The 24,534-nt window shown below is 36.6% G+C and carries 24 protein-coding genes and 4 pseudogenes; 22 read left to right on the top strand and 6 right to left on the bottom strand.

Annotation, left to right across the window (positions count from 1 at the left end; genetic code table 11):
- Nucleotides 1-63 precede the first annotated feature (63 nt).
- The 7 genes and pseudogenes from ermCL to M948_RS41415 all read left to right on the top strand — a co-directional run bounded on the left by ermCL (nucleotide 64) and on the right by M948_RS41415 (nucleotide 6,478).
- Nucleotides 64-123 (top strand): 23S rRNA methylase leader peptide ErmCL, encoded by a 60-nt coding sequence (ermCL, locus tag M948_RS43360; protein ID WP_123317386.1) that lies wholly within the window; start codon nucleotides 64-66, stop codon nucleotides 121-123.
- A gap of 60 nt (nucleotides 124-183) precedes the next feature.
- On the top strand, nucleotides 184-918 hold the full coding sequence (gene erm, locus M948_RS41430; RefSeq protein ID WP_021292539.1) for a 23S ribosomal RNA methyltransferase Erm: 735 nt from the start codon (nucleotides 184-186) through the stop codon (nucleotides 916-918).
- Nucleotides 919-1,049: 131 nt separating this feature from the next.
- Nucleotides 1,050-1,461: pseudogene (locus M948_RS43015) on the top strand (transposase); the annotation flags it as partial.
- A gap of 27 nt (nucleotides 1,462-1,488) precedes the next feature.
- Nucleotides 1,489-1,770, top strand: a pseudogene (locus M948_RS43010) (EamA family transporter); the annotation flags it as partial.
- 958 nt (nucleotides 1,771-2,728) lie between these two features.
- Nucleotides 2,729-4,225, top strand: coding sequence for a spore germination protein (locus M948_RS41425; protein WP_021292536.1), 1,497 nt, complete (start codon nucleotides 2,729-2,731; stop codon nucleotides 4,223-4,225).
- An 8-nt stretch (nucleotides 4,226-4,233) separates the two neighbouring features.
- Nucleotides 4,234-5,358, top strand: a complete 1,125-nt coding sequence (locus M948_RS41420) for a GerAB/ArcD/ProY family transporter (RefSeq protein ID WP_021292535.1) — start codon at nucleotides 4,234-4,236, stop codon at nucleotides 5,356-5,358.
- Nucleotides 5,336-6,478: a Ger(x)C family spore germination protein gene (locus M948_RS41415; RefSeq protein ID WP_021292534.1), complete on the top strand. Its 1,143-nt coding sequence runs from the start codon at nucleotides 5,336-5,338 to the stop codon at nucleotides 6,476-6,478. The genes M948_RS41420 and M948_RS41415 overlap by 23 nt, the downstream gene beginning before the upstream one ends.
- A gap of 956 nt (nucleotides 6,479-7,434) precedes the next feature.
- On the opposite strand, the gene M948_RS41410 is transcribed toward M948_RS41415, so the two are convergent.
- Together M948_RS41410 and M948_RS41405 are read right to left on the bottom strand one after the other, a co-directional pair.
- Nucleotides 7,435-8,874: a DUF6179 domain-containing protein gene (locus tag M948_RS41410; protein ID WP_021292533.1), complete on the bottom strand. Its 1,440-nt coding sequence runs from the start codon at nucleotides 8,872-8,874 to the stop codon at nucleotides 7,435-7,437.
- On the bottom strand, nucleotides 8,874-9,344 hold the full coding sequence (locus tag M948_RS41405; protein WP_021292532.1) for a DUF6323 family protein: 471 nt from the start codon (nucleotides 9,342-9,344) through the stop codon (nucleotides 8,874-8,876). The genes M948_RS41410 and M948_RS41405 overlap by 1 nt, the downstream gene beginning before the upstream one ends.
- Before the next feature lie 156 nt (nucleotides 9,345-9,500).
- On the opposite strand from M948_RS41405, the pseudogene M948_RS41400 reads away from it, so the two are divergent.
- The 10 genes and pseudogenes from M948_RS41400 to M948_RS41355 all read left to right on the top strand — a co-directional run.
- Nucleotides 9,501-9,778 (top strand): annotated as a pseudogene (locus tag M948_RS41400) (transposase); the annotation flags it as partial.
- Between the two features lie 326 nt (nucleotides 9,779-10,104).
- Nucleotides 10,105-10,680: a hypothetical protein gene (locus M948_RS41395; protein ID WP_021292531.1), complete on the top strand. Its 576-nt coding sequence runs from the start codon at nucleotides 10,105-10,107 to the stop codon at nucleotides 10,678-10,680.
- Between the two features lie 27 nt (nucleotides 10,681-10,707).
- Complete coding sequence (locus M948_RS41390) at nucleotides 10,708-11,934, top strand: N-acetylmuramoyl-L-alanine amidase (RefSeq protein WP_021292530.1); 1,227 nt, start codon at nucleotides 10,708-10,710, stop codon at nucleotides 11,932-11,934.
- 324 nt (nucleotides 11,935-12,258) lie between these two features.
- The gene (locus M948_RS41385) at nucleotides 12,259-12,657 is read left to right on the top strand and encodes a VOC family protein (protein WP_021292528.1); all 399 of its coding nucleotides are present in this window, start codon (nucleotides 12,259-12,261) and stop codon (nucleotides 12,655-12,657) included.
- A gap of 220 nt (nucleotides 12,658-12,877) precedes the next feature.
- Nucleotides 12,878-13,219, top strand: a complete 342-nt coding sequence (locus tag M948_RS41380; protein WP_021292527.1) for a VOC family protein — start codon at nucleotides 12,878-12,880, stop codon at nucleotides 13,217-13,219.
- A gap of 220 nt (nucleotides 13,220-13,439) precedes the next feature.
- Nucleotides 13,440-14,012, top strand: a pseudogene (locus M948_RS41375) (recombinase family protein).
- A gap of 180 nt (nucleotides 14,013-14,192) precedes the next feature.
- Entirely contained in the window at nucleotides 14,193-14,876 is a 684-nt protein-coding gene (locus M948_RS41370; RefSeq protein ID WP_021292524.1) for a response regulator transcription factor, read from the top strand.
- A 36-nt stretch (nucleotides 14,877-14,912) separates the two neighbouring features.
- Complete coding sequence (locus M948_RS41365; RefSeq protein ID WP_021292523.1) at nucleotides 14,913-15,947, top strand: sensor histidine kinase; 1,035 nt, start codon at nucleotides 14,913-14,915, stop codon at nucleotides 15,945-15,947.
- A gap of 176 nt (nucleotides 15,948-16,123) precedes the next feature.
- Nucleotides 16,124-16,909, top strand: a complete 786-nt coding sequence (locus M948_RS41360; protein ID WP_021292522.1) for an ABC transporter ATP-binding protein — start codon at nucleotides 16,124-16,126, stop codon at nucleotides 16,907-16,909.
- On the top strand, nucleotides 16,893-18,824 hold the full coding sequence (locus M948_RS41355; RefSeq protein WP_021292521.1) for an FtsX-like permease family protein: 1,932 nt from the start codon (nucleotides 16,893-16,895) through the stop codon (nucleotides 18,822-18,824). The genes M948_RS41360 and M948_RS41355 overlap by 17 nt, the downstream gene beginning before the upstream one ends.
- 254 nt (nucleotides 18,825-19,078) lie before the next feature.
- Here the strand turns inward: M948_RS41355 and M948_RS41350 are convergent, their stop codons facing one another.
- From M948_RS41350 to M948_RS41340, 3 genes are read right to left on the bottom strand one after another with little or no spacing between them, the layout of a single operon-like run.
- Complete coding sequence (locus M948_RS41350; protein ID WP_021292520.1) at nucleotides 19,079-19,261, bottom strand: hypothetical protein; 183 nt, start codon at nucleotides 19,259-19,261, stop codon at nucleotides 19,079-19,081.
- 11 nt (nucleotides 19,262-19,272) lie between these two features.
- On the bottom strand, nucleotides 19,273-19,671 hold the full coding sequence (locus tag M948_RS41345; RefSeq protein ID WP_021292519.1) for an ArsI/CadI family heavy metal resistance metalloenzyme: 399 nt from the start codon (nucleotides 19,669-19,671) through the stop codon (nucleotides 19,273-19,275).
- A gap of 46 nt (nucleotides 19,672-19,717) precedes the next feature.
- Nucleotides 19,718-20,038 carry an ArsR/SmtB family transcription factor gene (locus M948_RS41340; RefSeq protein WP_021292518.1) on the bottom strand — a complete coding sequence of 107 codons (321 nt, stop codon included), beginning with the start codon at nucleotides 20,036-20,038 and terminating at the stop codon, nucleotides 19,718-19,720.
- A gap of 505 nt (nucleotides 20,039-20,543) precedes the next feature.
- Between M948_RS41340 and M948_RS41335 the strand changes: the two genes are divergently transcribed.
- A complete protein-coding gene (locus tag M948_RS41335) occupies nucleotides 20,544-20,849 on the top strand; it encodes a PadR family transcriptional regulator (RefSeq protein WP_021292517.1) in 306 nt (101 codons plus the stop codon).
- Nucleotides 20,850-20,864: 15 nt separating this feature from the next.
- A complete protein-coding gene (gene chrA, locus M948_RS41330; protein ID WP_021292516.1) occupies nucleotides 20,865-22,061 on the top strand; it encodes a chromate efflux transporter in 1,197 nt (398 codons plus the stop codon).
- 326 nt (nucleotides 22,062-22,387) lie between these two features.
- Here the strand turns inward: chrA and M948_RS44085 are convergent, their stop codons facing one another.
- Entirely contained in the window at nucleotides 22,388-22,537 is a 150-nt protein-coding gene (locus M948_RS44085) for a Ger(x)C family spore germination C-terminal domain-containing protein (protein WP_369127069.1), read from the bottom strand.
- Between the two features lie 428 nt (nucleotides 22,538-22,965).
- Here M948_RS44085 and M948_RS41325 point away from each other — a divergent pair, with 428 nt between their 5' ends.
- From M948_RS41325 to M948_RS41315, 3 genes are all read left to right on the top strand, one after another.
- Nucleotides 22,966-23,436, top strand: coding sequence for a hypothetical protein (locus M948_RS41325; RefSeq protein WP_021292515.1), 471 nt, complete (start codon nucleotides 22,966-22,968; stop codon nucleotides 23,434-23,436).
- A gap of 215 nt (nucleotides 23,437-23,651) precedes the next feature.
- Complete coding sequence (locus M948_RS41320; RefSeq protein WP_021292514.1) at nucleotides 23,652-24,083, top strand: SRPBCC domain-containing protein; 432 nt, start codon at nucleotides 23,652-23,654, stop codon at nucleotides 24,081-24,083.
- Nucleotides 24,070-24,432, top strand: coding sequence for an ArsR/SmtB family transcription factor (locus M948_RS41315; RefSeq protein WP_196806081.1), 363 nt, complete (start codon nucleotides 24,070-24,072; stop codon nucleotides 24,430-24,432). The genes M948_RS41320 and M948_RS41315 overlap by 14 nt, the downstream gene beginning before the upstream one ends.
- Nucleotides 24,433-24,534: the final 102 nt, after the last annotated feature.

Below are 24,534 nucleotides of genomic sequence, written 5' to 3'. Positions count from 1 at the left end.
TTTGTAATTGACGCCCCCTTTTGTCTAAGTTTTAACGCTTAATAACGGAAGGAGAATTAGCACGTGGGTATTTTTAGCATTTTTGTAATAAATACAGTTCATTATCAACCAAACGAAAAATAATTGGTTATAATGAATTGTTAATATAGAAAATTCATTATAACCACATAGGAGTGGGTTATAATGAACAAGAAAAATATAAAATACAGTCAAAATTTCATTACTTCTAAACATCATATAAATAAAATAATGAGTAATATAGAATTAAATGCAAATGATAATATCTTTGAAATTGGGTCAGGTAAAGGCCATTTCACACTAGAATTGATTCAAAAATGTAATTATGTAACAGCTATTGAGATAGATTCTAAATTATGTATTCAAACAAAAAACAAACTTGCGAATTACGATAATTTTCAAGTTATAAATAAGGATATATTACAGTTTAAGTTCCCAAATAACAAGGCATATAAAATATATGGTAATATACCTTATTATATAAGTACGGATATAGTACGAAAAATTGTCTTTGAAAGTGAAGCTACAGTTAGTTACTTAATAGTCGAGGATGGATTCGCTAAAAGGCTATTAAATACAAATCGTTCATTGGCATTGCTTTTGATGACAAAAGTTGATATCTCTATATTAAGTATGATTCCTAGAGAATACTTTCATCCTAAGCCTAATATCAATAGTTCGTTAATCGTATTAAAAAGGCATCCATCAAAAATATCATCAAAGGATAGAAAAAAATATAACTATTTTGTAAGGCTATGGGTCAACAAAGAATACAGAAAACTCTTTACCAAAAACCAGTTTAATCAAGCATTAAAATATGCAAAAATAAAGGATTTAAACAACATTAACTTCGAACAATTTTTATCACTGTTCAATAGTTATAAAAAGTTTAATAGTTAGTGTAAAGAATTGAATATTATTTGTATTTAAAAGGATTGCCATCAAGGCAATCCTTTTTTAGACAGCGATTCCAGTAAAATATTATCCCGATTCTAGAATAAACGAAAAGTTTTAAACTTATATGTTATTACTACAACTATGATAAAAAACGCGATGTCTATGTTTGTCCTCAAGGTGAAGAGCTAAGGTATGGCACAACGGACCGTGATGGATATCGTCATTATAAATCAGATGCCAAGCAGTGTGTGACCTGTTCTCTTCTTGGGCAGTGCCGCAGAATCAAAAGCACCAGAAAACCATTACACGCCATGTATGGGGGGGGATAAAGAGCAGGTTCGTCTGAACCGACTTTCCAATGAAGGGAAGTGGATTTATCGCATGAGAAAAGAAAGAGTTGAGCGTAGCTTCGCAGATTCAAAAGAACTGCATGGGCTGCGTTATTGTCGCTTGCGTGGAAAAGAGAAAGTCAAAGAACAGGCGCTGATGACGGCTGCCTGTCAAAACATGAAAAAGATTGCCCTCCACCTAGCTAGGGTGAGCTAGATGGAGGAGAGCCTTTTTTGGCTAATCTATTCTTACCTTGTGTTTGTAATCATTTTCGGTACGATGATTGCCTTTTGGTTCTATATTGAAAGTTTACAAAGCCTTTCACCTAAAGAAACAAGCCTGTTAGGTAACTTAGAACCTCTATCTGCTGTTTTAACAACGGTATTTGGTTAAACGAGCCTTTTGGATTTTTTCAATGGGGGGGGTATAGCTTGTATTATTGGGATGACTTTATTATTGGCATTGAATACAGGTTCCTCTCCAGAAAAAACGGAAAGTCCCCTTGAATTAGATAACTTCCTTTAAACTTGGGGGACTTATCTTTACTCCCATATCGTGTTTTCCATCCACTTTAATAGCCAAATTCAGCTTTACCTCTAATGTGATTCTTCTGCAATATGGCCCGTTAGTCTAATAAGAGATAAAATTTTATCTCAGATTTTTAAAGAAATCATACTTATTAATGATTTCTTGATATGTACCAGCTTCTTTATAGTTAAAACTAAGACTGCATGATTAATGGATTATGGAATTAATTCTGTCTAGGCAGACTTTATCTTCTTTATTGAACGAATTGCCGCAGCTACCACATTTTAATTCCATTTGATCATTCCTTTCGTATATATTAATTTCTGCACCCCACGAATAAAACCATTGGGGCAAGCAAAAACAAAATCGTTGTCGTGAAAACCTTCAATGAGAGTTCGATATTGCATTTTATGCTTGTTAAAACTACTTCTTTTAACATTTTCATAACTGCTTCCTCTACCATTATTTGCCTAACAGATCCATCTGTTTTAGGAATTGTATTCTTCATTGTTATTAATCTAATACTAAAAAGGGTATAAGCAATAGTTGTAATTATTGGCGGATCTCTATTATCTTTGGAAATAGTAGCTGATATTTGGAGTAATTCAGTAAAGACATGTAACAAGGTGTCTTATTATTATAAAAAGGAGATCAAGTATATAACGCATTACAAGATAATTACAAGGAATTAGCTAGATTTAAGATACTGTGTTGTTTAATATCATTTTTTATAAAGCTCCAGGATAGTAACTTAAATGGATGGTAATCTCTATTATTAAGATCAGAAGTTAACATATGATTCCCACTTACTTCTGATACAATCGATTTACATAATTTTTTGTATATTCCACCTACTACTTGGGCAAAATGATTTTCAAGCATATTAATCATTAAATTCTAAACCATTCTATTTTTATAAAAAGAAAGTGCAAAAATACATTCGTAGGTGGTATATATGAGGAAAAACCCAAAATCTAGTAGTCTGTTCCCAATAAAAATCGAGGAACTGCAGCAACTGATGCAGAATAAATTTGAAAATAATCCAGATTTAACGTTTTCCATCTATGAACAGCCAAAAAGGAGAATAGCAGTTTTCTATATTGGCTACATGGTGGAAGCTGAAATGGTAGAAAATTATTTACTAAGGCCTTTGTTAAATAGTAGTGAAAAATGGTCAAATAAATCTATACGAAATGAAATTCCATTAGGTAATAGCGACAAGAAGGAAAGATTAGAAGAAATTCTTCAAAAAATATTAATAGGAGAAGTATTTATTTATGTAGAAGGCGAAGATTCAGCTGTTTCTTACCTTTTAGCCAAAAAGGAAAAAAGAAATTTAGCACAAGCAGAGACCGAATCACTCGTTTTAGGTCCGAAAGTGGCCTTTACGGAATCTATCGTAACAAATATGAATATCGTTCGCTGGAGCATCCGTTCTACGGATCTCGTATTAGAAAAGCTAATAATTGGTGAAAGATTCCCGCGTGAAGTGCGCTTGATTTATGTAAATTCTATTGCAAATGATACGGATGTCAATACAATGCGCCAAAGATTACAAGAATTAGAGGTTGATCAAATTGAAGACAGCTCTGTTTTAATGCAATATATCGAGGATTCTTCAACGACCATTTTTCCACAGTTTTATGGAACGGAACTCCCGGACCGATTCACTTACGCCATAGACAAGGGAAAGATCGGTGTCATGGTTGAAAATAGTCCGACTGCAATTCTAGCTCCTACTTCTTTTTTTAGTTTTTTTGAGTCAACAGAAGATTTGTATATGCGTTGGAATGCTGGTTCATTTTTAAGGTATCTTCGCTTTATTGCTATTATCATTTCAATATTATTGACACCTGCCTATGTTGCTGCAACTACTTTTCACTATGAGCTCATTCCGACACAAGAACTAATTACAATTGGTGAGTCCAGGTCTGTTGTACCGTTTCCTCCCATCATTGAAACCTTGCTCCTGGAATTTATCATTGAATTGTTACGGGAAGCAGGAGCGAGGTTACCAACGAAGATTGGACAGACAATCGGTATCGTTGGAGGGATTGTTATCGGAACTGCAGCTGTTCAGGCAGGCATTACAAGTAACTTTTTGATCATACTTGTTGCCTTAAGCGCACTAGCTTCCTTTACGATACCAAACTACCTTATGAGTACCTCTATACGTATTATTCGTTTTCCAATGATTATACTGGCTGGCGTACTAGGTATGATCGGAATAATGTTCGGGATATGTTTCTTGATTATCCATTTATTAAAACTAAAATCATTAGGGCGGCCGTATCTCTCCCCTATTTACCCATTCAGATGGGAAGATCTTAATAAGGCGTTATTCCGTTTACCTAATGCTTATCAAAATAAGCGTTTCGCTTCATATAAGCCAAAGGATTTAATTCGTTACAGAAAAAGAAAGGCAGTTCAAAAGAAAGATATCGATGAGTAGGTGAAACTATGGATATTAATGTAAAAGTAAAACCAAATCTACGCATTCGGGCTTTTTATCTATTTTTCATCATATCTTCCATTCAGTTAGGTGTCGGTATTATGGGAGTCCCCAGACTCATTTTTATGGAATCACACCAAGATGCATGGATTTCCATAATCTTTGCCTTTTTTTATATGCTTATTGTTGTACTAGCTATGTTGATTATTTTAAAACAATACGATAATGCAGATATCTTAGGAATTCAGATTGATATTTTTGGAAAGTGGGTAGGAAAACTTTTAGGCACTGTCTATATTATCCACTTTGCGATTACATTGTTATCGGTACTCGTAACCTACATCGAGGTTGTACAAGTCTTCATTGCTCCGGGGATAAGTAATTTTGTGATGGGCTTATTACTGATTAGTTTAATTGTTTATTCTATTCTGGGAGGACTTAAGATTATCGTGGGAGTTTGTTTCATTTTTTTTCTTCTTTCTCATTGGGTTCTTTTCCTTCTGATTGAGCCTGCATATCTAATGGACCTTACTCATTTCCAGCCAGCATTCCAGACTTCCTTTACAGAGTTATTAAAAGGTGCCAAGATTACATCTTATACATTTATAGGTTTTGAATTACTTTTATTGGTATACCCATTTATTCAAAATAAGCAAAAGGCCAGCATGCCCGTTTATATAGGTATTTTCTGGTCATCTCTCATTGTACTCTTAGTAACCGTCGTATCTATCGGATTTTTTAGTCCAGATCAGTTGGAGAGAAGGGAATGGGCGTTGTTAAATATGTTTAAGATTCAATCTCTTCCGTTTATTGAACGATTTGATTATATTGTTGTAACCGAATGGATGATGGTTGTACTGCCCAATATGATCTTATTAATGTGGGGGATTATTTATGGAATGAAACGGCTATACAAAATTAAGCAGAGAACGTCCTTATACGCAGTTGCATTTTTACTTTTAATTTTTTGCGTTTTTATTGATCAGCATTTTCTTATTCAAAAAGTAATTGATAATATAGCCAAGACTAGTTTTTGGTTGGTATATGTCTATCCACTATTGCTTTTGCCAATTGTGTTAATAAAAAAAAGATGGAAGAAACGGAAGGGAGATGGCCGTCATTTATCAAATTAAGCTATTCCTCTTACTTGTATCATTTATTTTTCTAGTTGGTTGTATGCAATCTAAGGTGATAGAAAGACATGCGATTATCAATTCTTACGGCATAGATGTAGCGAAGAATGGTGAAGGGCAAATCGATTCAACAATCATTGCTTTTCTATTCAATAACCAATCAAATTTAACTGAAACAATTACTGGGACAGGAAGCACAGTTAGAGATGCTCGCCAAGATGCTGAAACAAAGGCAATTTATAACTTTTTACCTGGACAAATCCGTTTGATCTTGTATGGTAAGGAAGTAGCCGAGAATGGAATTACACCATATTTAAACACATTAGTCCGTGATGCCCGTACATCAGATATGATGTATTCTGCCATTAGCACAAAAACTGCAAGAGAGGTGCTTTTAACGAAACAAGAAGTCACCGGTATTAATGTTGGTCAATATATTCAGGAATTAATTGAAAAGGAAATTACGGAAGATAGTATCCCGGATCCTTCGCTACACAAATTAACGCATACATACGAAGATACAGGTAAGGATCCATTCCTGCCTTTAATTGGATTAACTGGAGATAAACCAGCTTTAAAAGGTATGGCTCTATTACAAGACGGGAAATACGTAGGTGAATTACCGCTGAGTGATGGATTTTTAGTTAATCTGTTTCAAAAAAGAATAAGGGATAAGCCCTTTCACCTTACCATACCAAGAGATCCTCTTGTAAAATATATTAATAATCCGCAAGAAGAAAAGGAAAACTTTGATATTGACTTATTGGTTATCGATGGAAAAAGTAAAACAAAGATAACGGATGTAAACCAACTCCATTTCGAGACAGATGTGAAGCTGAAGGTGAATTTGTACGAGACTTCAGAGTCATTTAAAATTGAAAGTGAGAAGGTATCAAAAATATTGGAAAAGGAAGTGGAAAAGGAAATCAAACGTCAATATGAGGAACTTCTAATTAACTTGCAAGAGGCAAATTCAGATCCACTTGGGCTTGGTAATATTTTTAGGAGTAACACAACTGACGGACAATTAACATCAAAAGAATGGCGTAAGAAATTCCCTGAAACAACAGTTGATTTCAATGTTAATGTAGATCTAATCAATTATGGGAGTATTCAATAAACAACTGACTTAGATTACTGTCAGTTACTTTAATTTCTATGATGGAATCCCTCCCAGAAAGGTTAATGTTTTATCCATGTGTATATTTATTTTCCATATGGGATGCCTGTAATGATGCAGGTGGAAGTAAGGAGCCATTCTTCTATTTACATTCGTATTACAGCTTATTTTGTTACGTTAGGAACTATCCTTTCGCCAAATTTTTTAGGACTTTTTTAACTTCCGATGATAAGTATAGTATCCTACCAGGTTTAATAGTAGGTTCATTATTAAAAAAGAGTCTTTGAAAAGCTGATCAGTTGATCAGCTTTTCTCTTTGTTCTTTGCAAGTTTTTCACGACCTTTTGTTCCTGGTGGTTGTTCTAACCAATGCCATTTAGGTATTTTAATGGAAAATAGTCACAAAAATATAGGAGCCTTCGAACCTGTTCATATTGGTAAACTTCAAGAATATTTACTAAACGATAGTTTATACCCGAAATACAAGTTAAAAATGATGATATACTTCAGTATAAGGGTGCTGCTATTTTTCATGGTCATGATTTACGAATTGATACATTAAATGATAATGAGCGGTAAAATTGGGGAAAGGTTTGAAGGAGCCTAGCGTCTTTGATACTACTTATATAAATAGTATCTAGAAAGCTACTTCAAGGAAAGTAAAAAAATTAGTCCAGAATGTAATCGAAAAAATACAAAAAGACTTAGAAGTTGATGTAATAGGAGTGGGGAGGTCTCTTATACCAAAAACACTATGATTATTGGAACAGCATAAAAGACAACTGGGAGACACGACGACAGGACGAAAGGTATATGTTAATACTGATATTAAAGTCTCTACATATACGAACATCGATACAGTTTGGGGCATCTGAGGCGCTAAAATTAAAAACTAAAGTGTATTTGGGAGCATATTAGTTAAGTAATTATTAACAATGACTTACTATTGTGACTGTTTAGTAAAAATTGATTTCTTCATAATCGATATCATAAATATATTTCTCAATGGTAATCTTTCTTTCAGTGTCCATGTTTGTTATAAATTTAATAAATTGGATCTGCCATTCCATTTCAACCTCCTTTTCCTTTACAAGTGCGGATGATAAATCGACTGTTTCATTCCGTAGTTCCTCATAGAACACCTTTTTTGCTAAAATTGCCAGTTCAATATCGCCAAAAGTACTAAAAAGTGCTTCATATTCAATGGCCAACAAACAATCGGCATTCAGCATATCGATATAATCATAAAGGGAATGGAAATTTTTCCGAATTGTTTCAACTTTATCCGTTATTTTGTCATAACCCATGACTTTTTCAATTAATAATCGAAAGTGATTATCACTCATTCTATCAGAGGCTTTGAATGTAGTTACAATGGATTTTGGTTTCAATTCTTTTTCCATGATAATCAGCGTTTGTAATTTATCATGATTGACAGCGTTTATAATCGTTTGTATCAGATCAGCCCCACAATGTTTCAAATAATTTTTCATTTTAGGTTCGTTTATATTTAAGTCATAATCTAATTGGTCAATTGCTTTGTGAATAATGGAATGAATCTGAGAATCATTCGTTTCAGTGAACAGAAGATATAGTTGCTTGTATTGATTTGCGGAGATTATCAATTGATTAGCATTCCCTCCTGATAGAATAGAAAAAACCGCATTATTGAATGTTAACCTAAATATATTGAAGAGTTCTATACGGTAATCAAACCTGCATATTTTTCCATAGTTAATTAAAATTTTTTGAAGATCCTCTTGATTGAATAAATGGCATAATTCTGTTTCCATTTTCAAACGTGTTAAATATTGCTTTAGATAAAAAACCCCCTGAATACTCATATCATCGACCGCTAAAGGATAATCAATGCTTGCCATAGTATTATGAGCGTCAAATATAATGTCGTATTTCCTTAGAAACACGGGTACGGATTCTTCGATGGACACGTTATAGGCTTCTACTGCCACATCCAATTTATTATTGTTGATTTCTTTGTAAAGTTGTTCTGTTTCCTTGAAACACTGCCGAACCAGACCTAGTCCTTTTTCATAAACTCTTCTCACTTTTACCGTTTTTAAATACGTAATTGCCTTTTTAGGATCATCAAACTGAAACGTATAAGCATCTATGGCATACAAAATAGAAGCAAAGATACTTTCTGCGGTATCAGAGCTCACGGAGGAACTTTCCCCTTGGGTATAACGTCCAATCAAATCTTTCAGAATAAGCATTAATTGGTTTTGTATGTTGTATACCTCTTTGTCAGTTAGCATACCTATTTGTAATGCATCATTCAAAAGTGATATCGTATACTGGTTTTGTGATAAATGACTTTTTTTAACATTTTCAAGTGACACTAACGGTTTAGTATGATTGGGCTTTTCTGATTGCATTAATGTTCATCCCTTTCAAGCAAATGTATTCTAAAATTGACATCCCTTCTGAACTGTTCCGCAAACTCTTCAAGTTTGCTTTTCAAAAATTCCATAGATCCTTTGCAAGTACCATCATAGTAATTCTTGATAATACTAATCAGCAGGGAATCCCCTATCATGTCGTCAGTCTCATTTTTTAGATAATGAAATACCTCTAGTAGTTCATTTAATGTTAATGCAAAATTTTCATTCTCAATATAAGGAGAAGTGCAAAAAACCTCCGATAATTCTTTAAACACTTCAACCCCTAATTCCACACGACCATAGCTTTGTAATACCCGTTCTCTGACGGTCATCATCTCTTTAATTTCATCGCGAGTTAGTTCTAGACCATACTCTTTTGTCTTTTGATTTATATTCAATAGTTCGTCTGTATATTTTTCCAGCATAAAGGAATCGATCGAACCCAACAAACGAGGTAAAAACATATGCATTCCATCCTTCCAAAAAATTCTTCTTGTTGACAAACAACAAAAAATATGATATAATTAAATGTTAACATTATTATATATTATAGTTTTCTATCCACTGATTGTCAATTTTTATTTTGATAAGGCTTTAACTCTTTCGCATGGAGATTCTCCCTGATTCATAGTGATCGTGGGTATCAATACACCTCGGAAGCTTTTAGACGAAGGATAGATACCGCAGGGATGACACACAGTATGTCACGTATAGATAATGGGCCTATGGAATCTTTTTGGGGAACGCTTAAATGTGAGAAGTATTATCTACATAAGTTTAAAACGTTTGAAGATCTATCCTTTGCGATCGATGATTACATTCGATTTTATAATCATGAACGATATCAACAACGACTAATGGCCTTAACCCTATCGAATATAGAACGAAAGCCGCTTAAGTCATTTTTATTATTTTCATTGTCTACTTGACAGGGGTCTGTTCAAATGACTGGCTGACTATCTAATACGAACGGGCGCTATTGTGGGGAAACTGAATAGTTTAAACAACTTTAATTTTTAACTACTTTTAACACTTTTCGAAGTTCTTGAATAGTGCTTTTTTATTTATATACCTAAAAATAAAGTGAAAGATAGTAAAATCTGTTTAAAACAGTCATTTTATGTAGATAAGAAAAGAAAAGTAATATAAAATGTACTTATTTAATCATTTGGATAAATACTTTTTAAATTTCAGCAATTAAGGGAGAGGAGTACTATTAATCAATTGGAACGAGAAGTAGGAAAAGAAGGTAAATACCTTTATCCTTTTTGGGATGATGATTATAGTTTGGGAACTATTTATTTGAAACATGAACCAATTGTTCATGCTAAAAATATTTGTATTCTAAAATTTATTGTTCAGGGAAGCAAAAGAGTTTGTGTTCAGAATATCCTTAGTGAAGGAAATCTGAATAGAGGGTATGGAACAGTTGCCTTTCGTGCATTAATTAAATTATCAATCTATAATCAATTTGAGGAGATTTTTGGGAAAATACAATCTGATCCTCCTGCCTATAATATTCGATTAAGGCATTTTTTTAGAAAGAATTTTTGTGAGGTATCAGACCATAATTTCTTTTTAAAGTTAACTCATCCTAATGAGATATTTTTAAAAATAAAGAACCAGCAGTTGTTAGAAGAGAATCGTTATTTAACATCAACTATAGAACGGAGAGAAACAGAGCTGCAGCAAGTAAATTTAGAATTAAGGGAATTAAAAGTAAAGTTAAAAGAAGCGTTTGAACGAAAAAATAAAGAACATATTTCCTTATCAAAGCTATTTCATAGATTCTCTAAATGAATAACCTAGAAAAGGGAGGTAACAACAATGCGAGTTTTATTTTCCAGTGCAACTATTGCAATCATTTCGTTATTCCTTTTTACCCCTTTTGCCCCTTCTGTTTTCGCAGAAAAAGTCAAAACATACGAAGCTGGGACTTCCAATTTAAATGTAAGGTCTTCTCCCTCTCACGATGCACCGATAATAGGGAAACTACAAATTGGTGATCAGGTTAGAGTTTTTCAAAAATCTTTTGGTTGGGTACAAACTTATTATGGCGGTAAAAAGGCATGGGTTGCCTCGCAGTACTTATTTCAACCAGATTCTAAAACAAAGGCTATAATACAAGTAGCTTCAACCCAGAATCAAACAACCAAATCCCAAAATAAAGTAGATTACTCAGAAAAAGTCGAAATGTATGAAGTCGGAACGTCCAATTTAAATGTAAGATTCTCCCCCTCTCATGATGCACCGATAATAGGGAAACTACAAATTGGTGATCAGGTTAGGGTTTTTCAAAAATCATTCGGTTGGGTACAAACTTATTATGGCGGTAAAAAGGCATGGATTGCCTCACAATATTTACTCCAACCAGGTTCTAAAACAAAGGCTATAGCACAAGTAGCAAGTTCAACCCAGAAAAGTATTAAGAAAGAACAAAATAAAAAAACAGAAACTATCAGTAGAAACAACTTTGATAATAATAAAGGTCAAGCAACTAAAAATGGTTCATTAAAAGGGTACAATATTGTAATAGACCCAGGTCATGGGGGGAGAGATTCTGGTGCAATTGGTATTAATGGCGTTTTAGAAAAGGAAACAATTATGAGTATAGTTGATAGTGTAGTAGATCGACTACGTAAATCCGGCGCAAATGTTATTCTGACAAGAAATAGTGATCATTTTATATCTTTACAAGATCGGGTGTACATAAGTAACTCATATAACACACACGCTTTTCTTAGTTTACATTATAATGCTCATCCATTGATTGGGATACAAGGTTTAGAAACTCATTATTATTCAGGAGGAGAAAACTATGCATTAGCAAGCTCTCTTCAATCTAAATTAGAGCAATATACGTCACTAGAAAGCCGTGGAGTTAAAGAAAGTAATTATTTTGTTTTACGTGAAAGTGAAGTCCCTAGTGCATTAATAGAGTTAGGATTTATTACAAATCCAAATGACCTATCAATAATTCAAACAGAAGGATATCAGAATAGTATTTCTGAAGCCATTTCAGATGGAGTTAAGAAATATTTCAGAGATAAATAATTCCCTAGCCACTTTCGAGGTTAATGATCTGAGGAAAGCCATTCAGGAACTTAAATCAAACAATGTCGAATTGGTTTTTGGAGAAAATCAATATTTCCCAGCAGGTGAGACACAGCGTTTAAAGATCCGTTCGGGAATGTCATGAGTTAGCAGAGTTGAAAGGATAAGTGTAGTTCCAGAAACGGGTGCGAATCTCTAATAAAAATTATCACCATTGTTGCTTCATAGGACAACTATATTGTATAAGAAGAGGGCAATCGAAATGGAGAACTAAGCTTTCATATGTGATAAACTTAGGAAAACATGCGAAAGGATTGATTTATAATGGAAAAGGTTACACCGTTTTTAATGTTTCAAGGTGGCAAGGCGGAAGATGCGATGAATTATTACACATCACTTATTGATGACTCAGAAATTAAAAGCATAATACGATACGGAGCTGAAGGCCCCGGTGAAGAGGGTACAGTTATGCAAGCTGTATTCTCGTTAAAGGAGCAGGAATTCATGTGTATTGACAGTCATGTTAATCATGAGTTTACGTTTACCCCGTCATTTTCTATTTTTCTTACGTGTGATACCGAAGAGGAAATCGACAACCTTTATAATAAAATGATGGAAAATGGCACAGCACTTATGCCTATAGATAACTATGGGTTTAGCAAAAAGTTCGGATGGCTGAATGATCAATTCGGCATATCTTGGCAGTTAAACTTACCAGAGTAATCTAGTGTGTAGTATTCCGTAAAAGAGCGCATTTGTTTAATAAGCGATTGCGCCATTACCGAACAAAAGGGCCATATAGTGGAAGAACGGAAATTTTGAAAAATACTTGCGTTTACAAAACCAAATCTTTATAATACCTTATTTGTCTGTATGTAATATTAAAAGCCATACGACCTTATCATCTGTATTAATAATAAAGATTATTAAAAGAGGTGAAAGAATGAAACTTAATCATTTAAATTTAACAGTGAATGATGTAGCTGCTTCTAGAGATTTCTTAGAGACTTATTTCGGTATGAAGTGTGTTAATAGCCGTGGTAATGGTTTTGCTGCTATGTTTGATGACGATCAATTTGTTTTAACATTGATGAAAGGGAAGGAGGTTTGGTATCCTAAGACCTTTCATATTGGCTTCCCGCAAGAAAGTAGAGATAAAGTTGATCGAATTAACAAGCGACTGAGAAATGATGGTTATGCTGTAGATCCTCCTATTGAATCTCATGGATATACCTTCTATGTTCAAGCTCCAGGTGGATTTACCGTTGAAGTTTTATCGGAGTAAGTTGTATTAGTTACATAAGGATGGTTTACTTCAATAGATGATCTTCCAGAAAAGGGCGCTTTAGTGGAATACAATAATTTATTTATAGATTGATTGGTTTCTGCCATTCAGTCTATTTTTATTTCATTAGAGCCTACTCTATTGGAACAAACGTAAATGAGTGGTAAAATGAGGTTTCCACATGTCCCATGTGACTTGTTTCAAAATAGGAATGGAAATTATGAGAAAAATCGGTTATGTAAGGGTCAGTTCGGTTGATCAGAATCCTGCAAGACAATACAAGCAACTCGAAGAAATAGGAATGGATATCATATTTGAAGAAAAGTTATCCGGAGCTACACAACGCCGACCAGAGCTACAAAAAATGTTAGATGAACTATAGGCAGATGATACGATTTTGGTTACAGACCTTACCCGGATTACCCAGAGCACAAGAGATTTATTTGAATTGGTCGATGATATCAAGCAAAAGAAGGCAAATTTGAAGTCCTTGAAAGTTACCTGGTTAGATTTATCCGAAGACAATCCCTATAGTGAGTTTTTAATGACTGTCATGGGAGGCGTTAATCAATTAGAACGTGATCTTATTCGAATTCGTCAGCGTGAAGGAATAGGACTTGCCAAAAAAGAGGGGAAATATCGGGGGCGGGTAAAAAAATATCATTCGAAACATGAAGGCATTAACTATGCAGTGGAACTTTACAGAGAGAGAAATATGACTGTTAAAAAAATTTGTAAAATCACAAATGTGTCAAGATCGGCTTTGTACAGAAAATTGGCAGAAAGGAAGTAAAGAAGGTAACCACATTAAAAAGTAAATATTTCCAATATTGGCCCTTCATCTCGAATCGTTTCCGTACTCCCACCATAGGTGAAACATTAATCTGTGATATATTAATGAGGAGTAATTCTTTGTTACCTCAAATTATTTTATTTACAACAGTCAAATTTGCGACACTAGGAGGCTGGCTCGATGAAGATAAACATATTTGTTGTTGAAGATGATGATGCTTTGTTTGCTGCGTTGAAGAAGGGTCTAGAGGCTTGGTCCTTCCGGGTCACGGGACCAGATAATTTTGAAGGTGTGATGCGTTCATTTCTTGAACAACAGCCTCAGCTCGTCATCATGGATGTCATACTCCCGAAATTTGACGGTTTTCATTGGTCTCGCGAGATTCGCGCTGTATCCAAAGTACCCATTGTTTTCCTTTCCTCCCGCGATCACCCAATGGATATGGTCATGGCGCTGAACATGGGGGCGGATGACTTCATCCAGAAGCCGTTTCATACAGACGTGCTTTATGCCAAAATTCAAGCCATTCTCCGGAGGACATATGCTTATGGCGAAGAGCAACCGAATATTCTTGAATGGAACGACGCCTTAATTGATTTGAATCGAGGTGTAATTCGAAACGCTGGGAAAGAAGTGGATTTAACAAAAAACGAATTTTTTATACTGATCACGCTCGTAAGATCGAACAATGTCATTATCTCGCGCCATGACTTGATACGAAAGCTGTGGGAGGACGAGCAGTTCGTGAACGACAATACCCTCACGGCGAATATAACCCGTTTGCGGCAGAAGCTGGAGACGATCGATTTGGCAGACGCTATTGTGACAAAAAAAGGGCTGGGTTATATGGCCATCACTTTATAGAGATTATGAACATGTACTGATAGGAGGAACCGTGCCATGTTTATCCGTTACGTTGATGCAAGGAAAAGCTGGATTTTATTGTTTGCCGGCTTGCTCGGCTTAGCCAATGCTCTGATCCTGCTTGATCAAGGCATGCAGGTCACATCTACTTCTCTCCTTTATTTTAACGCCTCATTTATTCTGTCCTTTCTCCTGTTTTTTATATGGCGCTTCAAGAGAGAGACAAAATATGCCGCCGCGTTGGCTGCTCTGCAGGAAGACATGGCCTTAGACTGGATCGAGACACTTCCTGAGCCTGGGGACGGCCTAGATCAGATGACCAACGACATCTTACGGGAAGCCTCCCTTCAGTTCAAACAAAAGCTTTCTGACTATAAAGAAACTCAACTGATCGAGAATGAATTCACGGCCTCATGGATCCATGAGGTGAAGACTCCTCTCACCGCTATGAAGCTAATCCTGGACGCCCGGCCAAGTGATCCGGAAATACGTAAAATTGAAGCGGAATGGTTGCGGGTGTATTTGTTGGTCGACCGTCAGCTGCATATGACACGTCTGCCCGCGATCGAATCAGACTATGTTCTTGAATTGGCCTCCATACAGCGCCTTGCCGCGGAAGAAGTACGGGAGCTGGCGCCATGGTGTATGGAAAAAAATCTGGCGGTCAGTATCGAAGGAACGGATGTAAAGGCCATTACAGACCGAAAATGGTGCCGCTTCATCCTTCGGCAACTGTTGACGAATGCCGTGAAATATAATCCTGCGAATACGGCACTTATGATCGTGACGGATGTAACGGAGACAGGCCAAGTCTTTTTGGATGTCATCGATGAAGGACCGGGAATACAGCCGCACGAATTGCCGCGTATCTTTGACAAAGGTTTCACGGGCGAAAACGGCAGGATTCAAAACGCAGCGACCGGACTTGGGCTCTATCTTGCAAAAACCGTTGCAGAAAAATTAGGAATTACTCTCAAAGCGCAACCCGGTCAAACGAAAGGTACGGTGATGCGAATGATCTTTGTCGATCCCAACGCATTCGAAGCTGTCCGAAGAGGGTCGGGCGAGTAATATACAGCTATGAAGCAGTCAGGATTGCTCCTGGCTGTTTTTTGGTGTGGAATAGTGAACCTGACAATATTGTCACTTTGTCTTGCCAGATTGTCATGCAAAACGTACGACAAGCGGAAAATCCAACCGTATAATAAAGCTATCATCAAGCAACAATTATGATTTGGAGGTATGTTATGGATCAGTTGAATGTAGGAGAAACCGTTTTACAAGCACGAAATGTCCACAAAACATTTGGTACCAAAGGAAATGCACAGCATGTATTAAAAGGAATAGATTTACGCATCACCCGAAGTGAATTTGTCGGCATTATGGGGGCTTCCGGCTCAGGCAAGACGACATTGCTTAACGTCTTAGCCACGATTGATCATACTACGGACGGAACGGTTTTAATCGATGACGCAGATATCTCCAAGCTGAGTAATACCGCGCTTTCCGCCTTTCGGCGCAACAAGCTGGGATTCATCTTTCAGGATTACAATCTACTGGACACGTTGACAGTGAAGGAAAATATACTGCTGCCCATCTCCCTTAGCAAAATGAGCAAGCGGGAAGCGGAAAGCAAGTTCACAGCCATCGCCAATGTGCTTGACATTAAAGCACTGTCGCACAAATATCCGCATGAAATATCGGGAGGCCAGAAACAACGGACGGCTGCCGGGCGAGCTCTGATCCACCAGCCTTCGATCGTATTTGCGGACGAACCGACCGGTGCACTGGATTCCAAATCGGCTTCCTCGTTACTCGATGTGATGGAGAAGGTGAATCAGCAGCGAGGCGTCACCGTTGTCATGGTGACCCATGATCCGGTAGCCTCCAGCTATTGCAGCCGTGTTGTGTTTTTAAGAGACGGGAAGACTTATTCCGAGCTGTACCGCGGCGATAAAACAAGACATGCCTTCTTTAATGAAATTATGGACGTGCAAGCTGTACTGGGGGGTGAACATGTTGACGGTTTTTGAATTAACGCGTCGCAGCATGCGGCAAAATGTGAAGCATTATTATTTGTACTTCTTTGCGCTGATCTTTAGTATGAGCCTGTATTTTGTCTTCACCTCACTACAGCACGATCAGGCTGTTCAGAATATGACACATCCGAGCGTTGACTTCTCTGCCGGGTTTCAAATTGCGGGGGTCATTCTGATTGTGATCGTTGGGATCTTTACCGTCTCGGCCAACGGCATTTTCCTGCGTCGGCGCAGTCGAGAAATCGGACTATATCAGCTGATTGGTCTTTCCAAAGGCTGGGTAGCCCGATATCTAATGATCGAGAATATACTGCTTGGCTTAGGTGCACTACTTGCTGCGATCATTTGCGGCGCGTTGATTTCAAGGCTGTTCGTCCTGATTTTGTTGAATCTGCTCGGCTTAGAAGGGATTGTCGACATCAGCTTCTCCGTACCAGCGGCTTTTAAAACGTCGATGGTCTATCTTCTCATCATCGTCATCACTTCCATTCAGATGATGCTGAAGGTTTATCGCAGCACCCTTCTGAATCTGTTTCAAGCTGACAAGCGGCCTGACCTCACTAAGCCGCCCAAAGCGGTGGCATCTGCTATTTTCGCCCTGCTCGGTCTGGCGCTGATTGGATACGGCTATGAATTATCGGGTCATATCAATGAACAGTTATTCCTCAACGCACTATTGGTTCTCGGATCCATCGTTGCAGGGACTTACTTATTGTTTCGCGTTACGATCAGATGGTGCTTTTACCGGTTCCGCAAACGTAAAGATGGACACCTGGGCTTAACAAACAGCCTGTCGATGGCTCCGCTGATGCACCATATGAAAGCAAATGCCAACTCTCTTACCTTGATTACGATGTTGTCGGCCATGGCCATCACGCTGACTTCCATGGCTTACGCCTTCTACTACTCCGTAGAGCAAGAGACCCGCCGTGATCTCCCTTATGATTTTATGTTTGAAAACGAGCCGCAGGAGGCGCTGTCGTTCAAGATGAAGCTGGAGAAGGAAGGCATCGATGTTAATCACCACGTCGTTCAAGCGGTTCTGACGATGGGCAGCATCCTTGATCCGAATGACGAATTCCACAAGGTTGAAGAAAGTTTGTTATGGCTTCCGGCCGAACAGCTTAAACAAACAGGCGCAGACCTCAACGTGCCGCCAGATGGCGAAGCCATTTTGTACAATGCTGGGGCCTCACTTGCCGGGGACTTAGATGAGCAGTCGAAGCGATATCCAACCGAAATAGAGCTGGAGCAGCATGGACAGACCGTTATGTATACATTGAGGACATTGATGGAAAGGAACATCATGAATTTAAATGCTCCCGGCAGGCAGCTGCTAGTGTCAGAAGCAACGATGGACAAAATAGCAGAACAAATGGCCGGTACGCCCGGTTATAAAGTAATTCGTTTTGATACGTATCAAGTTCCGGACAAGGAAGAGCTCGCCATAGCTTCCTCTATATACGCAAAACACGTCAGTGACGAACGATTAACGTATGATTTCTATGCGCAGTACAAAGAAGTGCTGCAGATGACAGGCTTGCTCATTTTCATCGCAGCTTTCCTTGGACTTGTCTTTTTGATCTCAACCGGCAGCATCTTGTACTTCAAGCAAATGACCGAAGCCGAGCAGGAAAAGCAAAGCTTTAAGACGTTGCGTCAGCTCGGATTTGACGTGGATATGATCATGAAAGGCATTATACGAAAGCAGGCCATCGTGTTCCTTCTCCCTCTATCGATCGGTATGCTGCATTCGATCTTTGCTATCAAGGCGGCTTCATTTATGATCCGGTCGGACACCACGTTTCCGGCATCCATCGCCATGGCGATATACACGGTTATCTATTTTGTATTCGCTCTGTTTACCATAGGCTACTACCGCAACATTGTAAAAAACGCTATGTCATAACCATCACTTAAAGAGGGGTAAGCTATATGGGGTACCGCCAACATTTCGGACATTTTGTACGCTAAGCATATTTCCAACCTAAAAAATCGATTCCCCAGGGGTTACTTCAAATAAAGACCTGCGCCTAATCTTGAAGAAAAGGGCAATATTGTTGAAAATGGCTTATGAAATTTTATGAATATGAATATTACATTCAGGGTGTATTTTAAACTTAACTCTCCAGAGTTTTAAACTCTGGAGAGTTATTTATCTACTTAACAGCAGTTAGCACAACAGACATTTTTGATTTCTCCATTTTGCCAAAACTTCCGTTCTGAAAGTTTTAATCTATTTTTATTCTTAGGGATTTTTTCTGATTTCCAAGCATTAAAATTAATCTCTTTCAACTGCCGCTTTTTGTTTTCAAACATTTTAGTAATTACATAATCATTTTCCATTGCTTCTCCCCCTAATTACAACATAATTGATCAGATTCAGTTACCTCTACATCCTTTTTAGTGTAAAAAAACTCCCACTCGTTACCGTCAGGATCAGTTATCCAAAATTTATCCTGAAGTGCATAACAGCAATTAGTATTAATTTCATCACGTGTAAAGAACCCTAGCTTTTCTAGACGTTTTTTGTGATGATTGATATCTTCCTGTTCTCCCACCTGTATTCCAAAATGTCCTACTTGATTACCTGACACTTTAGACCTTACATTCAGTGTAAAGTTTAACCGTAATCCCTCAGGTATGAACTTAGCGTAATCTTCTTTCCTTTTTACGGGATTTTCACCGAAAACCTTTGTATAAAACCCTATAGACTTTTCAAGATCAACTATATTTAACCCAATATGTACATTCATTTATATTTCTCCTTTAATCAATTTTTTTTGATTTATAAATTAAAAATTAGTCACGACGAAACAGGCAACAAAGCTCCTCGGATAGTAAGTGATTGATTTCCGAATGATTTAATGTATAGTAACTCCAGGTACCACGTGTTTCTTTTACAATTAGCTTGGCATCCATTAATATTTTTAAATGATATGATAACTTGGATTGTGGCAACTGTAGCTTTTCTGATAGATCACAAACACATACTTCCCCATATTCTGTGATTTCATGTAAGATGTGAAGCCTTTTTTGATCAGCTAATGCTTTAAATTTCTTTTCATATTTAGTAAACGTTTTTTCCAAAGAAACATCTGTAAGCTGAAAAAGGTTATTCATGTTACAACCTCCTTAATCAATTTTTTTTGATATAAATAGATTTTAATGGAATGTGTGCATAAAAGCAAGTATTAAATCAAAAAAAATTGATATTAATTAAGTATAGAAGAGTAGCTATTTTTTATACTTACACTCTATAACAGTTTCCCCAATCGGGCGTAATTCAGGAATAAGGATTAGCGCCCAAACTGAATATAAGGGCCAGATTGCTTGAAGACTTGAGTTCGAGATAATGAATTAAATGAACAGCTAAAGGAAGTAATTTCGGTGTAAAATTGACTGATTTTGCTTCCTTTTACTTTGATTACTAAGATTAACTTAATGGACAATAGAGATTTCAATATCTAGGGTTCTCTTTGATGAACAATATAATTACTAATAATTTTTAAATCAATGTAAAATTTTTAATATACTGTTGCCCATCCTGATCGGTAACTATATAATCTATTTATCGAAAATCGATATCAATTTTCGATTATGCATTACGAAAAAAGGAGGTAAATAGTTGGAAAATAAAGTATTAAGGAAGCTTTTCTTGGGCTTTATACAAATCCATATTTTGCATCATGCAAAGGAAGAAGCCATTTACGGTTCTTGGATGCTTGAAGAGTTGCATGAACATGGATATGAAATCAGCGCCGGAACTTTATATCCCATCCTTCACAACATGGAAAAGGATCAGCTTCTGAATAGGGAAGATGTCAATATAAATGGAAAGATTAGGAAGTATTACCGAATCACAGATAAGGGAGATTCTGTTCTACAGGAAGCTAGGACCAAAGCCTATGAACTCTTTAAAGAAATTAAGTGATAAGAGGTGAAAAAATTGAGTGAAAAGCAAAAGAAAAACAAGATTCAAACGCTTTTAGAAATATTATTTACATCTACAAAGCTAGGTTTGACTTCATTTGGTGGGCCTATCGCACACCTCGCTTATTTTAAGGACGAGTATATTGATCGCAGAAAATGGTTAGATGATAAAACATATGCGGATATCATTGCAATTTGTCAATTCCTCCCTGGTCCTGCTAGTAGTCAGGTAGGATTGTCGATAGGCATGTTACGAGGTGGTTTGCTAGGAGGGCTTATCTCTTGGTTAGGATTTACCGTACCTTCCATTATTGTGTTGATTGTTTTTGCAATGATGTATCAAACATTTTCTTTAGAAGATGCAGTTTTCATACATAGCTTGAAAATAGTTGCTGCATCTGTTGTCTTACATGCACTAATTGGAATGGGTCAAAAGCTGACACCTGATAAACCCCGGATAGCAATAGCGTTAGTTGCTGCTACTATCATGTTATTGTTTCCATCTGCATGGATGCAGATTTTAATTATTGTAGGTGCGGGATTATTAGGATTAAGATTGTTTAAAGATAAAGCTGAATCAAAAGTTCAACCTTTTTCTATCAACATATCCAAAAAACTTGGTGTCGCTTCTTTGGGAACTTTAATTAGTCTACTCATTTTATTACCTTTGTTAAATAGAATGTCAGATAATCCATTGCTAAACATTTTTGATATCTTTTTTAGAGTTGGTTCGCTTGTATTTGGTGGTGGACATGTTGTATTACCAATGATTGAAAGAGAAGTCGTACCTTCAGGGTTGTTAACAGCTAATGAGTTTTTAGCTGGATATGGTATGGCACAAGCTGTACCAGGGCCTTTATTTACTTTCTCTAGTTACCTTGGAACGATGATGGAAGGAGTTACTGGAGCTATCGTTGCAACGGTAGGCATATTTCTCCCTTCATTCTTACTCATTGTTGCAGCTTTACCATTTTTAAATGAATTACGCAAGAGGGCAACTTTCCAAGGCATTTTAATGGGAGTAAATGCTAGTGTGGTAGGTATTTTGTTAGCTGCATTTTATGATCCCGTGATAAGCAGTTCTATTTTTAGTACCGCAGACTTTGCTTTAGCTGTTATTTTGTTTGGCTTGTTAAATATTTGGAAGATACCAGCCTGGTTAGTTGTTCTTTTAGGTGTTATTGGAGGGTACGTTATACAGTTTATTTCGTAATATTGCATCTTTTATTACTAGTTGCAGGGATCCATTATAGGTAGTTCAGTTTTAAGGTGCAAACATGTATATATAACAGAAGTTGAGCATCGAATTTTAAATCAAATCGATGCTCTTTTACTAAAAGAACAGGAAAATACCTCTATCCAACAAGAGATTTAGAGTAACAAACTGATGTTATAAATCATGCGAATTAAAGTACTTTGAGGCTTATGTTTAATAAAAACTACTGCGCAGAACTATGCATTTAAACAACATATATTTTGTTTGAAAGGGAAATCTTTATAGTAACCAAAATACACTTATTCACCGTCATTTGCTTTATCTTAACGTACCGAACCAACAGATTCAACTTCCGCATTTGTAGATACATTTATGATAATTTGTGAAAAGGAATTTCCCCCTCTGAGCCAATCATCTTTTATCTCATTCCAAAAGTCGTAGTGCCTTTGATAAAGAATGTTATTAATCCCCAATAACTATTGTATTAATTGTGTTAGCAGCTTTTCGAGAAACGATTAAACGATCTAAACAGATTGCTAAAATCCCAATTATATACATAGTCATTGATATAGCACTTTATATTGTTACTTTGGTTTGTTCTCGATTTTATAGGAGTCAACATATCATATGTAGTTCCAAATTTAATAGAATGGGCGACAAAATTTATACTTCCTTGGATAGTATTACATTGGCTTATAAGGCTTATTAAAAGTTTTGGGAAGAAATAAATCATATTTCCTCCGTTAACGGGCGCTTTTCTTTAATAAGGTTAGCGCTTATTTTCATTATAGGTTTAACCCTGCCTATACCGTAATTAACCACCGTGCTCTCTTCTACTTCTCAATAAAAACTCTTGGACTTACTATATATACTAACTATCCGATTGAAATGAGGTGTTTGAATGAAAAGAATTCTTCTTGGAGTTCTGACAGTTAGTTTGATTCTTGTAGTCATATTCACCTTTATGAATAATAATGGGAAGCCGCAGAGTCAAGTAAATGGAAATGACTCTACAGAAGTTAAAAGTGTAGATATAACTCAATCTGAATTTGTAGAAAAGGTTACTGAAAAATTGGAATCTAAAGGCTATAGCTCGACTGGTTTAATCATGAGTCAAGACTATGAAAAAAGGATAAAGTATATTGTGGTAATTTCGGAAACTGAAAATAAAGGAAAGGCCACAAAAAAAGATATACAACAAACCTTTGAGCAGGTTGCTAAGTCCTATGAGTCAAACCATTTACTGTTCAGTTACAGGAAAGGCAACAGTAATATTAAAAAATATGATTCATGTTGTACATCAACTCCTCAACTAACGGGGCATTTCCAGAATAAAGGCTTTGCGCCTTTTTGCATGAATAGGGCCATTTAACAGAAAAAATAGGAATTTTAAGTTACACAATATATTGGAAACTAATCTGTTTCTGATGTTCTTATACTATTGCACGTTATAATCCTTCTTAACTTCAAGGTTGTATTTAAGCATAGGTTTTTATTCTTGATTTTGCGCAATTAATTGGTTGCACATAAGAATAACATGTGCTACTATGAAGTTGCACATGTTGAAGTAAGGAGGATGAGGTAGTAATGAATAATGATCGTATTGAACGAGAAATTTTTATTAAGGCATCTATTCAAACGGTATGGAAGTTGGTAAGCCAACCAGCATGGTGGGTGGGCGATGCACCGGGTCCCGACAAGGTACAGGTTGATGGATCACGTGTGGTGGCAGAAACAAAGTATGGAAAAATCCCGGTATTAATAGAAAAAGTTGATCCACCGAATTACCTAGCATGTCGATGGGCAAGTTCATTTCCCGGTGAAGAACCAAAAGAAGGTAACTCTACTCTTGTTGAGTTTATGTTGAAAGGAAAGAATGGGGGCACTTGGCTAAGTGTAGTTGAAAGTGGGTTCTCCAGCCTTACTGTGTCTGACGAAGAAAAAGGTAAATTCTTTAAAGAGAATGTCCGGGGCTGGAAGTACCAATTGGAAGTATTGCGAAAGCGTGCTGAACAGTAAAATGTTGTCTACAGAAAATGAAAATTTCGGAAATGTTCTGATTGCCTTAGCAGATCCAACTCGTCGTCAGTTGCTTGATCACATTGCGTTTATGGGGCAAGCAACAGCAACAACATTGGCGACTAAGGTAACTGTATCTCGACAGGCAGTTGTAAAACACCTAACGGTTATGGATGATGCGGGACTAGTTTCCTCCAACCGTGTTGGGCGGGAAGTTAGATATAATGTGTGTCCAAATCAACTATCGAGGGCAGCGGAGTGGATGGAAAAAATAGCAGCGGAGTGGGATAAACGATTGGAATGGATTAAACGTATAGCAGAAGAAAAAGATAACTCTGAGTTGACGTGATAATACTCCCCCATCCCCGGTGGAATCCACAAAGTCAACATACCTCTTCATTATTCCGATGTAAGGAAGATAAATTTTAAAGATAGTATTAAATATACAATA

It is taken from the genome of Virgibacillus sp. CM-4, from assembly GCF_000445495.1.
Taxonomy (GTDB): Bacteria; Bacillota; Bacilli; order Bacillales; family Amphibacillaceae; genus Virgibacillus; species Virgibacillus salexigens.
The sequence above is the reverse complement of the archived record's forward strand: the minus strand, read 5'-3'. Positions and strand labels throughout refer to the sequence as shown.

Bases quoted from the DNA above. Each gene is read 5' to 3' on its own strand.
- M948_RS41380 (WP_021292527.1), top strand. From the start codon at position 12,878: ATGAAACTTAATCATTTAAATTTAACAGTGAATGATGTAGCTGCTTCT.
- M948_RS41415 (WP_021292534.1), top strand. From the start codon at position 5,336: ATGGCCGTCATTTATCAAATTAAGCTATTCCTCTTACTTGTATCATTT.
- M948_RS41340 (WP_021292518.1), bottom strand. From the start codon at position 20,038: ATGAATAACCTTTTTCAGCTTACAGATGTTTCTTTGGAAAAAACGTTT.
- M948_RS41410 (WP_021292533.1), bottom strand. From the start codon at position 8,874: ATGCAATCAGAAAAGCCCAATCATACTAAACCGTTAGTGTCACTTGAA.
- M948_RS41320 (WP_021292514.1), top strand. From the start codon at position 23,652: ATGAATAATGATCGTATTGAACGAGAAATTTTTATTAAGGCATCTATT.
- M948_RS41365 (WP_021292523.1), top strand. From the start codon at position 14,913: ATGTTTATCCGTTACGTTGATGCAAGGAAAAGCTGGATTTTATTGTTT.
- M948_RS41325 (WP_021292515.1), top strand. From the start codon at position 22,966: ATGAAAAGAATTCTTCTTGGAGTTCTGACAGTTAGTTTGATTCTTGTA.
- M948_RS41355 (WP_021292521.1), top strand. From the start codon at position 16,893: ATGTTGACGGTTTTTGAATTAACGCGTCGCAGCATGCGGCAAAATGTG.
- M948_RS41405 (WP_021292532.1), bottom strand. From the start codon at position 9,344: ATGTTTTTACCTCGTTTGTTGGGTTCGATCGATTCCTTTATGCTGGAA.
- M948_RS41370 (WP_021292524.1), top strand. From the start codon at position 14,193: ATGAAGATAAACATATTTGTTGTTGAAGATGATGATGCTTTGTTTGCT.
- M948_RS41390 (WP_021292530.1), top strand. From the start codon at position 10,708: ATGCGAGTTTTATTTTCCAGTGCAACTATTGCAATCATTTCGTTATTC.
- M948_RS41360 (WP_021292522.1), top strand. From the start codon at position 16,124: ATGGATCAGTTGAATGTAGGAGAAACCGTTTTACAAGCACGAAATGTC.
- M948_RS41350 (WP_021292520.1), bottom strand. From the start codon at position 19,261: ATGGAAAATGATTATGTAATTACTAAAATGTTTGAAAACAAAAAGCGG.
- erm (WP_021292539.1), top strand. From the start codon at position 184: ATGAACAAGAAAAATATAAAATACAGTCAAAATTTCATTACTTCTAAA.
- M948_RS41385 (WP_021292528.1), top strand. From the start codon at position 12,259: ATGGAAAAGGTTACACCGTTTTTAATGTTTCAAGGTGGCAAGGCGGAA.
- M948_RS41345 (WP_021292519.1), bottom strand. From the start codon at position 19,671: ATGAATGTACATATTGGGTTAAATATAGTTGATCTTGAAAAGTCTATA.
- M948_RS41420 (WP_021292535.1), top strand. From the start codon at position 4,234: ATGGATATTAATGTAAAAGTAAAACCAAATCTACGCATTCGGGCTTTT.
- M948_RS41425 (WP_021292536.1), top strand. From the start codon at position 2,729: ATGAGGAAAAACCCAAAATCTAGTAGTCTGTTCCCAATAAAAATCGAG.